General features: G+C 61.2%; 14 protein-coding genes. 4 read left to right on the top strand and 10 right to left on the bottom strand.

Going from position 1 to position 13,511, the window contains the following annotated elements:
• The first annotated feature begins 20 nt into the window (after positions 1–20).
• Both K9F62_04610 and K9F62_04605 read left to right on the top strand, forming a co-directional pair.
• Positions 21–377 carry a response regulator gene (locus K9F62_04610; GenBank protein ID UJX41974.1) on the top strand — a complete coding sequence of 119 codons (357 nt, stop codon included), beginning with the start codon at positions 21–23 and terminating at the stop codon, positions 375–377.
• 23 nt (positions 378–400) lie between these two features.
• Positions 401–991, top strand: coding sequence for a chemotaxis protein CheC (locus K9F62_04605; GenBank protein UJX41973.1), 591 nt, complete (start codon positions 401–403; stop codon positions 989–991).
• 191 nt (positions 992–1,182) lie between these two features.
• Here K9F62_04605 and K9F62_04600 read toward each other — a convergent pair whose 3' ends face one another.
• The 6 genes from K9F62_04600 to K9F62_04575 form a co-directional block, all read right to left on the bottom strand.
• Positions 1,183–2,478, bottom strand: a complete 1,296-nt coding sequence (locus tag K9F62_04600; protein ID UJX41972.1) for an Nramp family divalent metal transporter — start codon at positions 2,476–2,478, stop codon at positions 1,183–1,185.
• A gap of 27 nt (positions 2,479–2,505) precedes the next feature.
• Complete coding sequence (locus tag K9F62_04595) at positions 2,506–3,765, bottom strand: CBS domain-containing protein (protein ID UJX41971.1); 1,260 nt, start codon at positions 3,763–3,765, stop codon at positions 2,506–2,508.
• Positions 3,766–4,285: 520 nt separating this feature from the next.
• Positions 4,286–4,567, bottom strand: a complete 282-nt coding sequence (locus K9F62_04590) for a hypothetical protein (protein UJX41970.1) — start codon at positions 4,565–4,567, stop codon at positions 4,286–4,288.
• Between the two features lie 98 nt (positions 4,568–4,665).
• Positions 4,666–5,286 (bottom strand): hypothetical protein, encoded by a 621-nt coding sequence (locus K9F62_04585; protein UJX41969.1) that lies wholly within the window; start codon positions 5,284–5,286, stop codon positions 4,666–4,668.
• A gap of 360 nt (positions 5,287–5,646) precedes the next feature.
• Positions 5,647–6,432, bottom strand: coding sequence for an ABC transporter permease (locus K9F62_04580; GenBank protein UJX41968.1), 786 nt, complete (start codon positions 6,430–6,432; stop codon positions 5,647–5,649).
• Positions 6,429–7,352: an ATP-binding cassette domain-containing protein gene (locus tag K9F62_04575; GenBank protein ID UJX41967.1), complete on the bottom strand. Its 924-nt coding sequence runs from the start codon at positions 7,350–7,352 to the stop codon at positions 6,429–6,431. The genes K9F62_04580 and K9F62_04575 overlap by 4 nt, the downstream gene beginning before the upstream one ends.
• A gap of 218 nt (positions 7,353–7,570) precedes the next feature.
• Here K9F62_04575 and tatA point away from each other — a divergent pair, with 218 nt between their 5' ends.
• Positions 7,571–7,795, top strand: a complete 225-nt coding sequence (gene tatA, locus K9F62_04570; protein ID UJX41966.1) for a twin-arginine translocase TatA/TatE family subunit — start codon at positions 7,571–7,573, stop codon at positions 7,793–7,795.
• A gap of 57 nt (positions 7,796–7,852) precedes the next feature.
• Here tatA and K9F62_04565 read toward each other — a convergent pair whose 3' ends face one another.
• The gene (locus K9F62_04565) at positions 7,853–8,536 is read right to left on the bottom strand and encodes a hypothetical protein (GenBank protein ID UJX41965.1); all 684 of its coding nucleotides are present in this window, start codon (positions 8,534–8,536) and stop codon (positions 7,853–7,855) included.
• 497 nt (positions 8,537–9,033) lie between these two features.
• Complete coding sequence (locus tag K9F62_04560) at positions 9,034–10,473, bottom strand: DEAD/DEAH box helicase (protein UJX41964.1); 1,440 nt, start codon at positions 10,471–10,473, stop codon at positions 9,034–9,036.
• A gap of 398 nt (positions 10,474–10,871) precedes the next feature.
• Here K9F62_04560 and K9F62_04555 point away from each other — a divergent pair, with 398 nt between their 5' ends.
• Positions 10,872–11,753 (top strand): DMT family transporter, encoded by an 882-nt coding sequence (locus K9F62_04555; protein UJX41963.1) that lies wholly within the window; start codon positions 10,872–10,874, stop codon positions 11,751–11,753.
• A 191-nt stretch (positions 11,754–11,944) separates the two neighbouring features.
• Here the strand turns inward: K9F62_04555 and K9F62_04550 are convergent, their stop codons facing one another.
• Together K9F62_04550 and K9F62_04545 are read right to left on the bottom strand one after the other, a co-directional pair.
• Positions 11,945–12,796: a DUF6430 domain-containing protein gene (locus tag K9F62_04550; protein ID UJX41962.1), complete on the bottom strand. Its 852-nt coding sequence runs from the start codon at positions 12,794–12,796 to the stop codon at positions 11,945–11,947.
• A gap of 21 nt (positions 12,797–12,817) precedes the next feature.
• Positions 12,818–13,387 carry a hypothetical protein gene (locus tag K9F62_04545; GenBank protein UJX41961.1) on the bottom strand — a complete coding sequence of 190 codons (570 nt, stop codon included), beginning with the start codon at positions 13,385–13,387 and terminating at the stop codon, positions 12,818–12,820.
• Positions 13,388–13,511: the final 124 nt, after the last annotated feature.

Genomic DNA, 13,511 nt, shown 5'->3' with positions numbered 1-13,511 from the left:
GCTGGCATGGGAAACCACAAATGCCGACATTGCTCATTGCCGATGACTCCATGTTCCAGCGTTTTCAGGCGGCCAAGGTCGCCCGGGAGGCCGGATTCGACGTGCTCGAGGCCAAGGACGGCGCGGAATGCCTGCGCCTGGCCCACGAGCACCGGCCCCAGGCGCTGTTGCTCGACCTCAACATGCCCGACCCCGGCGGTCTGGCCGTCATGGAGATCCTGGCGCGCGAGCTGCCGGACATCGTCGTCGCCGTGGTCACGGCGGATATTCAGGAAACCACACGGAGCCGCTGCCTGGAGCTGGGGGCCAAGTGCTTTCTCAACAAACCCCTGGATGCCTCGGACCTGACGCGCGCGCTCGGCTCCTTGCTCAAATGACGCCGGAACGGCGCCGGACGACCATGCCCCTTTCCCCTTTGCAGCTCGATATCCTGCAGGAACTCATCAACATCGGCGTTGGGCGTGCCGCCGGCATGCTCAACCAGATGGTCAACACCCACATCCAGTTGCAGGTGCCGGTGCTCAGGGTGCTTTCCGCCGCCGAGTTGGCCGCCATGTACGCCGACCGGCAAAACACCCTTTTTTCCGCGGTGCAGCTGCATTTTTCCGGTGGGTTCGCCGGCGTAAGCGCCCTGATCTTCCCGCCGGAATCTGCCTCCAAGCTGGTGGCCGTGGTGCTCGGCAAGGAAGGCATGGGCTGCGACGAGGCCATGCGGTGCGGCACGCTCCAGGAAGTGGGCAATATCGTTTTAAACGGCGTCATGGGCTCCATCGCCAATATCCTCAAGGAGCCGTTGCGCTTCGCCCCGCCGGATTTCGTCGAGGCCGACATTGCCGGCATCATCGGCGAAAAATCGAGCATGATCCTCGTGGCCCGTACCCAGTTCAGCATCAAGGACCACCTCATCGAGGGCGAGGTCCTGATCATCTTCAGCCTGTCCTCGTTCGACACCCTGCTCGCCGCCATCGACTCCCTGGCCGGTACGGACTGAGGGGAGGGATGGAGAAGATGCGAGAGGGGGACCCTTTTTGAAAAAAGGGTCCCCCTCTCGCGCTCTCCCCTCCCCAAAACTTTTAACGGTGACAGGTGCGGTGACGATAACGCCATCTACCCGTTAAAAGTCTTTAGGAGGGGGGCCTGGGGGGAACCCTTTCTTCAGAAAGGGTTCCCCCCAGCTCTTCTCTACCACGTCACGAGCTTCACCATGGAGGCGATGGCCCCGGGGATGACCGTATCCAGGGTCATCAGGGCCGTAAGCCCGATCAGACCGGCCACCGTCACCCAGGCCACGGTGTTGAAGACCGGGCCGTTGACGAATTTTCCCATCAGCCGCTTGTCGTTGACCAGAAGCAGCATCAGGATGAGCACGAAGGGCAGCACCACGCCGTTTATGACCTGCGAGACGTACATCACGGCCAGAAGCGGCATGCCCGGGATGAGGATGGTCAGCGCCCCGATCACGATGCTGAGGGTGAAAAGCCAGAAGAACTGCGGCGCCTTGCGGAAGTCCTTGTCGATGCCGAGTTCCCAGCCCATGGCCTCGCAGATGTAGTAGGCCGTGGACAGCGGCAGGACGCCGGCGGCGAAAAGCGAGGCGTTGATGAGCCCCACCGCGAAGAGTCCCGAGGCGTACTTGCCGACCAGCGGCTCCAGGGCCTTGGCCGCGTCGGCGGCGGTCTCGATGGGCAGCCCCTGGCCGAAGATCGAGGCGGCGCAGGACACCACGATGAAAAGGGCCACGGCCACGGCGAACAGGCAGCCGAAAATGACGTCCAGGCGCGTGTAGCCGTATTTCTCGGCGGTGATCCCTTTTTCCACCACGGCCGCCTGCTGGTAGAACTGCATCCAGGGGGCGATGGTCGTGCCGACCAGGCCGATCATCATGGCCACGTAGCCGCCGTCGGCCCGGAAGCTCGGTGTCACCGACGCCTTGGCCACCTCGAGCCAGGGCACGTCGGCGGAAAGCGCCGCCAGGGGATAGGCCAGGTAGATCACGCAGGCGACCAGAAAGACGCGCTCCACGATGCGGTACGAGCCCTTGACGATGAGCAGCCAGACCAGGACCGCGGCGATGGGCACGGAAATGAACTTGGAGACGCCGAAAATCTCCATGCCGGCGGCGATGCCGGCGAATTCCGAGATGGTGTTGCCGAGGTTGGTCAGAAACAGCGCGATCATGATGTAAAACGTGATGCGCAGGCCAAACGACTCCCGGATGAGGTCGGAGAGTCCCTTGCCCGTGACCGCGCCCATGCGGGCGCACATCTCCTGCACCACCACCAGCGAGATGGTGGTGGGGATGAGCATCCACAAAAGCGAGTAGCCGTACTGGGCGCCGGCCAGGGAATAGGTGGTGATGCCGCCGGCATCGTTGTCCACATTGGCCGTGATGATGCCAGGTCCGAGAATAGCCAGAAACATCAATATGTTGCGGCGAGAGAGTTTCTTGAACGGCGAGACGATATCGGAAGCGGTCATGATGCGATCCTCTTGGGCGGCCGCGGCCTACAGCGCGGCGAAACGCTTCCGGGTCACGGATTCGGGCAGAAACATCTCCAGCACGTCGTCGGCCGGCACGATGCCGGCCATGTGCCCGGCGTCGTCGAGCACGGGCACGGCGAGCAGGTTGTACTTGGCGATGATCTCCATGACGTCATGGGGCGTGGCGTCGACCGTGACGGCCTTGAGCCCCACGGTCATGATCTCGGCCACGGGGGTCTTGGGCGGGGCCAGAAGCAGCCGCTTGAGGGTGACCACGCCAAGCGGGGTCTCGTCGCCCCGGATGACGTAGACGTAGTAGACGTTGTCGACTTCGGCCCCGACGAGCCGGACGTAGTTGATGGCCTCTTCGGCGGTCATGGCCGGGGGCACGGAGGCGAAGAGGTTGTTCATGAGGCCGCCGGCCGTGTCCTCCTCGTGCTCCAGGAGCTCCTGGACCATCTCGGCGTCCTCGGCGTCCATGAGCTCGAGCAGTTCCCTGGCCTTTTCCTCGGGCAGGTCGCCGAGCAGGTCGGCCGCCTCATGGGGCTCCATCTCCTCCAGGATGTCCGAGGCCCGCTCGCTGTCGAGCTGGCTTATGACCCGAACCCCCAACTCGGTGTCGAGTTCGCCCATGGTCTCGCCCAGGGTCTCGGGGTCGAGGGATTCGAGCATGGCCCCGGCTTCCTTGTGGGGGAGCTGGGCCAGGATCTCGGCGATGTCGGCCGGGTGCATGTCGGTTAGGCGCTCGCGGGCCACGGTCAGGGTGAGCCGGTCGGCATTGGGGTCGAGCTGGGCCACGTAGCGCCAGTCGATCTCGCGCACGGGCAGGCTCGTGCCGAAAAATCCGGCCAGCCGATTCCAGAAGCGCAGCATGCCGAGCCTTCTGGCCATGCCGCGAAGGCCCACGTCCACGGCGGCCAAGAGCAGGTTCGCGCCGCGGGTGACGAGTTTCAGGTCGTTGACCCGCACCACCTTGGCCCCGTCCACGTCCACGATCTGACGGTCGAGGATGTCGCGGCGCAGGCGGATGTCCGGGGAATCGGCCAGATGGTCGTCGGCATGGCCGGCCACGTCCGGGTCGGCCGAGACCACCACCGGGGTGAAGAGGTTGACCGCGCTCCAGGGCACGAAGCGGCGTTCATGGCCTTCGCGGATGAAAAGCCCGGTGACCACGGGCAGGGAGTCGCCCGGGACCAGGCGCAAGTCGTCCAGGCGGCCGAGGGCCGCGCCGGTCGGATCGATGACGGGACGCCCCAGCATGGAGCTGATGTAGACTTCGCTCATGGCAAGCCTCCTCATGGGCAGCACGCGTGCGCAACGGGCGCGACGCATGCCTTTTTATGCCCGGCGGCACGCGGCCGGCGGACATGATGCGCGGATGAGGGAATCTGTCAGCGGGCGATGTTCGCCCAAGGCCCTACGCGGAGGGCTGGGGGCTTGATGAGGGAGGTTCCAAAGCGGCGCCGCCGGAAACGGCGCACAGCCTGCGGGAACAGGGAAAGAGCTGCGCGTACCCGAGATGGCAGGCGCGGTAACGAGGCCGCGAGGCGATTTGACGTGACCGGATGAAGGATGCTTTCATCGGGCGCCTCCTTTGCCGCCGCCCATCCGGCGGGGCTGGCGGAGGCGACCTGTTCCCGGACGGGAGGGCAGGCGTCGGCGCGGACCGAGTCGGCGGGAGACGTTATCTCAAAAGAATCTGCAACACCGTATGGTTATTGCGACAACTACTGTACGGGTCGTCCATTTTTTCCTCAAAAGGGTTTCCGTGTTGGTTCGGCTGTAAGCTCCCCCGGGGCGCTTGTCAACCGATCCGGGCCGAAAGGGCCTGGACCGCCGCGTCGCAGATGCCGGCGACGTCGTCGCCGCCTGACCCCGCATCGCCCGTTTTGTTTTTCGCCTCGGCGTATTCGAGCTTGAGCTGGGTCCGCCGGGTTTCGAGCAGCCTTTGCCGGGCCTGGTTCTTTCCGTCGGGAGCGGATGCGGCCTGAAGCTCCTTGAGCTGCTTGAGGGTGGCGTCGGCGGTATCGGCGTCATCGGATGGTCGACGCGAAGAGTACGAGGCGCGTGGCGGACAACGTATCATCGGGTCGGCATGAGCCGGTTGGAGGACAACCGGAGGGGCCGCCGGGCCCGGATCGCGACCGCCCCTTGGTCTTTGCAGCATCGCCGCGCCGGAGGGGATCAACCCGCAGCGCCGTAGGTGGTGGACGCCGTGTTGCCGCCGGTGCCGCTGGTCGAGGACGACGAGGAGTTTTCGTCCTGCAGCGCCTGGGCGTATTCGGTCTGGAGCTCGCTCAGTTCGCTTTGCAGCTGCATCTCCTGGGTCTTCTTCTCGTCGTCGGGCATCTCCTCGGCCTGGAGCTTCTGGATTTGCTGCTGCAACTGTTGGATCTGCTGCTTGAGGTTGTCGGCGGTGCTCTCGGAATCGTCGTCGTCGGACGAAGAGGAGCTCGAACCGGCGGACATGGTGCCGCCGGCGGCCTGGTTGGCGCTGGTGGAGGCCGACTGGGACGTGGCGTCGGCGGTCTTCGTGGTGGCCGTTTCCCCGGTGTCGGTGCCCGAGGTCTCGGACGTGGCGGTCACGGCCCCGGCGTCGGCCGTGGCGGCATTGCTGGCCGTCGCGGCGGAGGAGGAGAGGGAGTAGGCCAGGGCCTTGCCTTCTTCGGAGATGCTGACGGTGTCCCCGGAAGAGCCGGAGGCGGCGGTCCCGTTGCCGGACGTCTTGGATGCGGCGGTAAGGTTGAAAGTCGTCAGCGACGACGTCGTATTGGAATACACGGACATGGAGTCGATGGCTGCCATAGCAATCTCCTTTGTTTCGCCTCCTATCGGTCGTCAGTTCCGTATATTTAGGGTAATTCACACAATAATATTTTTTATTTTTCTTGGATTTCAATGTATCTTTTCACTCTATTCTGCGTCAACCCCTTTTGAGCCGTATAAAAAAAGACGCATGCTTCGCTCTGTTGCATGCGTCTTACAGTGAAGAGATTGCAATTCACCTCTTGATAAATAAGACGTCTGGTCCGTCCGTTTGGTTACATGTCGCAACGAATTTTTATTGTGTCCCCGCTGAAGGGGGAAGCATTCCCCACGGCCTGGGGCCCAGGGGCGATGGTCCTGATGGGGAGGTCCAGACGGGGCGGCCTCCCCCCGGGAACACTATCGAACGAGCCGGCGGCGCATGCCGGCCAGGGCCAGGGGCAGGAAGGCCAGGAAGAACGCGGCTAGGACCAGGGCGTGGACCAGGGAGGCGGCGTTTAATCGGCCCAGGCAGGCGGCCCGGACCAGCTCGGCCAGATGATAGAGCGGCAGGACGGCGGCGATATGGGCGGCCCAGGCGGGCAGGGCGTCGACGGGGAAAAAGGTGCCGGAAAAAAGGAACATGGGCGTGATGACCAGGAAGATCGGAATGTTGAACATGTCGATGGAGCCCGTGACGCTGGTTACGGCCATGCCCATGGCCCCGAAGGCCAGGCCGCCGAGGACGGCGACGGGCAGGGAGACCAGGGCTTGCCAGCTCGGGGCGTAGCCGAGTCCGGCCACCACCGCGAGCATGAGCGTGGCGGCGATGAGCGAACGGGTCGCGCCCCAGACGATCTCGGCCACGATGATCTCCTCCAGGGACAGCGGCGTGGCCAGCAGCGCGTCGTAGGTCTTCTGGTAGAACATGCGCACGAACGAGGAGTAGGTCGTTTCCATGAAGGCCTGCCACATGGCCGTGGCCGCAATGAGCGCCGGGGCGAAGAACCGGATGAAGCCCAGGGGTTCCCCGTGCCAGGTCACGTCGGTCACCAGCCCGGCGAAGCCGACGCCGAAGGCGAGCAGGTAAAAAAGCGGCTCCAGCAGCGGCGGCAGGAAGTTTATCGCCCAGATGCGGCGATAGACCAGCAGATTGCGCCGCCAGACCGTCCAAAAAAGGCTTGTGAAGCGGGCGTCGGCCGTCATTCCCGAAGCTCCCTGCCGGTCAGGCGCAAAAACACGTCCTCAAGGGTGGCCGGGCGCAACATGCCCAGCTCCGGGCAAAAACGCTCGCGCAAGGCGAGCAGGGCGGCCCGGTCCTCGCCGTAAACCAAAAGCCGGCGGCCCGAACGGTCGAAGCGCCAGCCCTCGCCGGTCATGGCAGCGATAAAATCCTCGCCGGGCGATTCCACTTCCAGCACCTGCCGGCCGGCGTGGGCGAGGATGAGGCCGCGCGGATCGCCCTCGGTCGTCACCCGGCCGTGGTCGACGATGCACAGCCGGTCGCAGAAGCGCTCGGCCTCCTCCATGGCGTGGGTGGTCAGCAAAATGGTGAGCCCCTGGCGCTTGAGGTCGAGTAGCCGGTCCCAGAGGGTGTTGCGCGACTGGGGGTCAAGGCCGGTGGTCGGTTCGTCGAGGATGAGCAGGTCCGGCTTGTTGATGATGGCCCGGGCGAGCATGAGCCGTCTGGCCATGCCGCCGGAAAGCTCCTCGTAGCTGAGGCGCTTTTTTCCTTCCAGGGCGAAAAAGGCCAGCAGCGATTCGGCCCGGGAAAGCGCCTCCCCTTTGGGGATGCGGAAGTAGGCGGCGAAAACGAGCAGGTTTTCGAGCACGCTTAAGTCCGGGTCCAGGGTGTTGGCCTGCTGGCACACGCCGAGGCGGGCCCGGATGCGCCGAAAGGCCGTGGCCACATCCAGGCCGAAGACGCGGATGGACCCGCCGCTTAAGGGCGAGAATCCGTAGATCATGCGGATGGTGGTGGTCTTGCCCGCGCCGTTTGGCCCGAGCAGGCCGAAGCATTCGCCGTGGGCCACGGAAAAGCTTACCCCGTCGACGGCCGTGAACTCGCCGAAATGCTTTCGTGCCCCGGTCACCTCGAGCACCGGGGCGGAAGATGTCGCGTCCATAGGGGGGCTTTCTACCGCAATCGGCGGGTTCCGGCCAGAGGTTCGGCGTGGCGGCGATTTGTCCGTTTCGCGGCATGGCGGGTCGGAGAGGCGACAGACGCGGACGGCGGATCCGGGCTATTGCCGCCATGATCTCCCCCCGGCTTGCCGGATTGTCATGGACGGGAAAGGTTGGGAGGAGACTTTTATGGTATGAAAAGAAAAAAGGAGGCGTCATCATGTTCGCAGGGCTGTTCGAACCCATCCATTTGCTGCTTATCCTCGGCGTGGTCCTTATCATCTTCGGGCCGGGCAAACTGGCCAACGTGGGACACGACCTGGGCAAGGCGGTGCGGGATTTCCGGTCCGCCATGGAAGCACGGGATGTGACGCCGCAAGTGGCTGCCCCCAAGCCGGCCGCCGGGCATGTGGAGCAAGGCGATGCGCGCGGGGAAACCCTTTAGGAAGGGGGTCTGGGGGAAAACTTTTCGCAAGCCAAGGTTTTCCCCCGGCGTCTTCGGCTACTCCTTCCCGTCCTTGTCCAGGCGGATGGCCAGGCGGAAACGCTTGTCCAGCGTCTCTTCGAAGAACTTCTGAAGCTCCTTGCGGTACTTCTTGAGGTAATACTGGCGATCCAGGAATTTTTCCTTGTGCCGGTATTTGATCAGGGTGGAGGGGTTGAAGTAGGCCGTGGCGTTGTCTCGGGTCAGCACGAACGGCGGCAACCCCTCCTGGACCAGGATGTAGCTGGCGACCAGGGCCCCGGTGCGGTGGTTGCCTTCGAGGAAAAGCTGGGGCTGGCTGACCGAGAGCACGTACACGCCGGCGGCCCGCTTGTAGGCGGACTTGTGGCGCTTGCGCTCGTACCAGCTGGCGATCTCGTCGATGCCCTCGGCGAAGCGGCGGCGTGTTTCGAGCAGATGCGGGCCGTATTCCATGCGCACCCGGTCGTCGATGCCGCACAAGACGATGTGGTTGAGTTCCAGGATATGGTCGAGGCCGCTGGGCGAGAAAAGCTCCTGCCCTTCCTCCAGCAGCCAGTCCACGTAGGAATAGCCCTCGAGCAGGTTGCCGATGTGTTGCTCGGTGAGCGGTTCGCGCCGCATGAGCAGCGTTTCGTTGACCTCGTCGAAGTTGGCCATCACGTCGCGCAGCGACGCCTCGATGCGATCGAGGTTCAGGCGATACTGTTTGTGGCTGCTCATGGCCGACTTTCCCGCATCTTCCCCTCATAGTCCCGGGCCTTGGCCCGGTCCATGGGATGTGCCGCAGCCGCCGCCCGATGTCCATGATTGACACGAAAAAACGCCGCCCCGGGAAACCGGGACGGCGTGTAATCGCTTGTTGCACGCGCAGCTCGAGATTTTTTCGAGCGGATTTGGGAGTCGGCCGGGGGGAAGGGGAGCGGCCGCGCGCGGCGCATATTTGAAGAATACGCCTTCGCGTCCGCTCCCCTTCCCCCCGGCCCAGGTCACCCGGCCCATAGCGGCGGAAGTTTTTCCTCTCCGGAACAACTCCCCATTCTACGGGCACGCGGCCCATGGCGAAAGTCCTTTCCGGCTCGATAAGGGCGTTTGTCCTTGTTCCAACAGAACGAAGGAATTCCCCTTACCCCCCTTGAAAAGTTTTTGAAGGGGGTCCAGGGGGAAACTTTTTTCAAAAAGTTTCCCCCTGGCCGCCGGAGGCGCCGGCTCCCTCCTGCCTACGCCGCCGTGGCGTCGGCCTGGACGTGGCGGCGGGGGCGGTGGTCGCCCTGACGCGGGGCGTCAGTGGCCGGCGCGTCGTAGTTGAAACGAGGCTGGCCGCCGCTTGCGCCCTGACGCGGCTGGGCGGCACGCGGGCGGTCGTCGCGGGGACGTTCGGTGTTGCCGCGTCCATCCGTGCGGCGATCGGAGCGGGGGCCGTCGCCCTGGCGGCGGGGACCCGAGCCGGCATAGCGGGACGCGCCGCCGAAACCGCCCTGGCGGCCCCGGTAGGGCGAGCGCGCGGGCGCGGACGGACGGCGAAACTCATTGGGATCGGGCTCGAAGCCTTCCACCGAGCGCCGGGGCAGGGGCTTTTTCATGTGGCGCTCGATGGCGCGCACCATGCTCATGTCCTCGCCGGTGACGAAGGTGTGGGCCTGTCCGTCGCGTTCGGCGCGGCCGGTGCGGCCGATGCGGTGGGTATAGGCCTCGGGGGTGTCCGGGATGTCGTAGTTGACCACGTGGGACACCTGGGACACGTCGATGCCCCGGGCGGCGATGTCCGTGGCCACGAGCACCTGGAAGGTGCCGCGGCGGAAGCCGTCCATGGCGATCTGGCGCTGGCGCTGGGACAGGTTCCCCTGGAGGCAGGTGGCCTTGTGTCCGGCGCGGCACAGCTGCTGGGCCAGGTTTTTGGCCCGGTGCTTGGTGCGGGTGAAGACGATCACCGACTCCTTGCCGGCCTGGCCGAGCAGATGGAGCAAAAGCGGCGTCTTCTGGGCGGAGGACACGGGGTAGATGGCGTGCTCCACCGTGGAGAGCGGGGCCAGGTGGCCGATGCGCACGGTGACCGGGTCGGTCAGGGTCTCGCCGGCCAGTCCGGCGATGGCCGCGGGCATGGTGGCCGAAAAGAGCAGGGTCTGCCGCTTTTCCGGCACCGCGGCCAGGATGCGTCGCAGGTCGGGCAGAAAGCCCATGTCGAACATGTGGTCGGCTTCGTCGAGGACGAGGGTTTCCAGGGCGTCGAAGCGGACGTTGCCCTGGTTCATATGGTCGAGCAGGCGTCCGGGGCAGGCCACCACGAGGTCCAGGCCCTGGCGCAGGGCGCGGACCTGGGGGAACATGCCCACGCCGCCGTAGATGACGGCAGCGCGCAGGCGGGTGCCCCGGCCGAGGTCGACGCCGGCGCGGTAGATCTGTTCGGCCAGCTCGCGGGTGGGGGCGAGGATGAGCGCGCGCACGCCCCGTTTTTCCGGCTTGGTGGTCATGAGCCGGTGGATGATGGGCAGCAGGAAGGCAGCGGTCTTGCCGGTGCCGGTCTGCGCCAGGCCCATGAGGTCACGACCGGCGGCCACGTGGGGAATGGCTTCGGTCTGGATGGGGGTCGGGGTTTCGTAACCTATGCGGGCGATGTTGGCGCAAAGCGTCGGGTGCAGGCAAAAAGAGTCGAAGCTCAAAAGGATATCCTTTGGCAATAACGTGTAGCCACGCCGAGAATGTCGCGCGGCGGCGATCATGGAATCGAGAAACGGGGGCTGCGGGCCGCGTCTGGATCGGAAGATCGGGGCAAGTGGCGGGGGCGGCCGGGGGGAGCGTCCGGAAAATGGGGCGACGGGCTTGCAGCGTTCTCCACGTCGTCAGGGACATCACCTCTAGGCCGGCTAACGCCAACACCTCAAAATACGGGCTTTGGGAGAATTGTCAACTGTAGTGGTCGGAAAGACCTTGGTTTTCCCGGCCGGCCTTGCTATGGCTCACTCGAAAAATATTCATTTCAGCCTGTTGGCGTCAAAAAAAAGCGTCTTTCCCGACCGCGGCCGCGACACCCGTACCCTGCGCGGACAAAGGACAAGGCATGCCCGATCAGAAAAAAGCCACCCGATACGGCCTGGCCACGGTCGCCATGTGGTCCACGGTGGCCACGGCCTTCAAGCTGTCCCTGGCCCACCTCGACCCGCTGCAACTGCTGCTTTACGCCAGCCTGTCCTCCTGCTTGGTCCTGGCCGCGACCCTGGCCGTCCAGGGGCGTCTCGGGGGGCTTGCGCGGCTTTCGCGGGCCCAGTGGCGGCGGTCCTTCGCCCTGGGGGCGCTCAATCCCTTTCTCTATTATACGATTCTTTTCGCCGCCTATGACCTGCTGCCGGCCCAGGAGGCCCAGCCGCTCAACTACACCTGGGCCATCACGCTGTCGCTTCTGGCCGTGCCGCTGCTTGGCCAGAAGCTGCGGGGCCGGGATCTGCTGGCGCTGGTGGTGAGCTACAGCGGCGTGGTGGTCATCTCCACCCACGGCGACATTCTGGGAATGCGTTTCGCCAGCCCCTCCGGGGTGGTCCTGGCGCTCGCCTCCACGGTCATCTGGGCGCTCTATTGGATCGCCGGGACCAGGGACGACCGGGACCCGGTGGTGGGGCTGCTCGCCAATTTCCTGTGCAGCCTGCCGCTGACGCTTCTGGCTGTTTTGTGTTTTTCCGATCCGTTTCCGGGATCGCTGGCCGGGCTTGGCGGCGCGGCCTACGTGGGCGTTTTCGAGATGGGGCTGGCTTTTGTGACGTGGCTCACGGCGCTCAAATGCGCCGCCAACGCCGCCCGGGTGGCCAACCTTATTTTTCTCTCGCCCTTTTGCTCGCTGATTCTCATCCATTTCTTCGTGGGCGAGGAGATTTTGCCGTCCACTCTCGTCGGGCTGGTGCTGATTTTGGTCGGGTTAGGGATGCAAAGATACAAGAATATAGCGTAGTAGTACTGTTTTGCCGTAAAGCTAATGGGGATTATTAAGTTTGTGATTGAAAATGTTCAGCTTGAGTGGGTCGTATAGATGTTGTTAATCTATATTGTGCAGAATTATTGGCTGGATATGTTAAGTGGGTGCGATACGTTTTAATGAAATGTGAGGATGCCTTGGTGAGAGGATTTAGTGCTAGTGGAGCGCTATGAATATAATATTTGACGAAGGTTGTCTTTTATATCGTATAAATTGACCCCAAAATTATGTGCATCTTTTGGCCAAATTACAATTGTAAGTTTGTCGGTGAACTTCTTTTGTTCCGAAGCTTTCATAAAAGATTCTGCTATGATGGCGATAACTTTTTTTCTTGATTGTTTTAGACGGCCTCTGCCCGTTCCAATGACTGGAATAGCAAGCTCTTGTAGGTCACCTGCATCTTTTATGTATTGCCAAAGACCTTCTAGTGATAATATAAGATCGTCAATGGTTGTTTCTGCATTGCCTTGTGCGTTTAAGCTGGACATGGCAGTAAAATAAAATGTCCTCCCATGAGTATTAATTGGGATGGTTGTTCCCATAGGAAACGGGGCCGGACTGTTGAATTTTTTAAGGGCAGAATTAATTTTCTCGATTAACCCTGTTTGATTTCCTGTAAAATACATAGCGGTAAATTGCCCCTGTAGGCTGTGGGGGTCTATTTTCCCACCCGCTACATCGGCTTCAAATTTTGTGTTGGTGCTTATCATGATAGCACCGCAACTATCAAATAAATTTGCAATTTTTACTTCAATAATAATGTCAAGATTTGGAATTTGGACGGAGATTGAGTTGATTGGCCTTCTAAGTAAAATGGAACCAATAATAGAAGTTAAGAGGATGATTATGAATGCGTATGGTGCGTATTTATCTCTTGAATATATCTTAAAAAAATCGAGCGCTTCTACAAATAAGTAAAGACCTCCAAAGATTGAAAGAATTAATTCGATTCCTGTTCTTGAGAGTAGTAAATATTGCCAGTAGGTTTTGCTAAGAATAGTATTGAAAAAATACTTCATAATAAATTCGGAATAGAGTGTTTATTTTTTGTAAAAATAGGTGCCGGCCGCACATTTTTCATTGACCACAAAGGCTGGATCATTTAGGGCACTCATTATTAGTTCTTTTTGATACGGGACATGGAGTGTTGGAATACTGTTCATTGTATCTCGAAAGGCTGGGAGTACTTCCCATAGGTCCATGACATCCTTTTTTATTGCCCCTGAATGATAATCTGCGATGTCACTTTTTTCTTTGTATTCAGGATAGACAACTATTACAGGTAGTCCGCATGTGCTAATTCCAAAGGCAAGCTCTTCTCGTAGGGCGCGGCTGTTTTTTGTAAACGAGCTTAGGAATAGAATAATATTTTTGGAGTTTTTTAAGCGTTCGTGTATCCGTGGCTTTAAAGTTTTTTCCCAGTCACTACTGTCTCGTACGCTATACGTCTTGTTGTGTGAGTCGATAAAAGGGAAGGAATCGTCGTTGGCTTTCCACGCTCGCAATAAGTTGTAATATACAAAATCCTTTGTCGCATGCGCGTTGAGGTTGCTTTCATTAAATGGTTCGGAAACATAAAAAGCTGAATAATTCCCGTTTCGATAAGCCATGGCGTTTATCCTATTATGAATTATTCGCGTTTAGAGTGGCATTGTAAATAGCCGGATCTAAGCTGTTGCTATGGTGTCAGCAAACACTACATTCTATATTAAATTGTACTAGTATAACTTGGCA

Origin of the sequence: Desulfovibrio sp. JY (assembly GCA_021730285.1) — a bacterium.
Taxonomy (GTDB): domain Bacteria; phylum Desulfobacterota; class Desulfovibrionia; order Desulfovibrionales; family Desulfovibrionaceae; genus Solidesulfovibrio.
Note: the sequence above shows the minus strand (reverse complement) of the source record. Positions and strands in the feature narration are given on the sequence as shown.

Excerpts from the sequence above, each read along its gene's own strand:
- K9F62_04610 (UJX41974.1), top strand. The coding sequence starts at position 21 with ATGCCGACATTGCTCATTGCCGATGACTCCATGTTCCAGCGTTTTCAG.
- K9F62_04605 (UJX41973.1), top strand. The coding sequence starts at position 401 with ATGCCCCTTTCCCCTTTGCAGCTCGATATCCTGCAGGAACTCATCAAC.
- K9F62_04600 (UJX41972.1), bottom strand. The coding sequence starts at position 2,478 with ATGACCGCTTCCGATATCGTCTCGCCGTTCAAGAAACTCTCTCGCCGC.
- K9F62_04595 (UJX41971.1), bottom strand. The coding sequence starts at position 3,765 with ATGAGCGAAGTCTACATCAGCTCCATGCTGGGGCGTCCCGTCATCGAT.
- K9F62_04590 (UJX41970.1), bottom strand. The coding sequence starts at position 4,567 with ATGATACGTTGTCCGCCACGCGCCTCGTACTCTTCGCGTCGACCATCC.
- K9F62_04585 (UJX41969.1), bottom strand. The coding sequence starts at position 5,286 with ATGGCAGCCATCGACTCCATGTCCGTGTATTCCAATACGACGTCGTCG.
- K9F62_04580 (UJX41968.1), bottom strand. The coding sequence starts at position 6,432 with ATGACGGCCGACGCCCGCTTCACAAGCCTTTTTTGGACGGTCTGGCGG.
- K9F62_04575 (UJX41967.1), bottom strand. The coding sequence starts at position 7,352 with ATGGACGCGACATCTTCCGCCCCGGTGCTCGAGGTGACCGGGGCACGA.
- tatA (UJX41966.1), top strand. The coding sequence starts at position 7,571 with ATGTTCGCAGGGCTGTTCGAACCCATCCATTTGCTGCTTATCCTCGGC.
- K9F62_04565 (UJX41965.1), bottom strand. The coding sequence starts at position 8,536 with ATGAGCAGCCACAAACAGTATCGCCTGAACCTCGATCGCATCGAGGCG.
- K9F62_04555 (UJX41963.1), top strand. The coding sequence starts at position 10,872 with ATGCCCGATCAGAAAAAAGCCACCCGATACGGCCTGGCCACGGTCGCC.
- K9F62_04550 (UJX41962.1), bottom strand. The coding sequence starts at position 12,796 with ATGAAGTATTTTTTCAATACTATTCTTAGCAAAACCTACTGGCAATAT.
- K9F62_04545 (UJX41961.1), bottom strand. The coding sequence starts at position 13,387 with ATGGCTTATCGAAACGGGAATTATTCAGCTTTTTATGTTTCCGAACCA.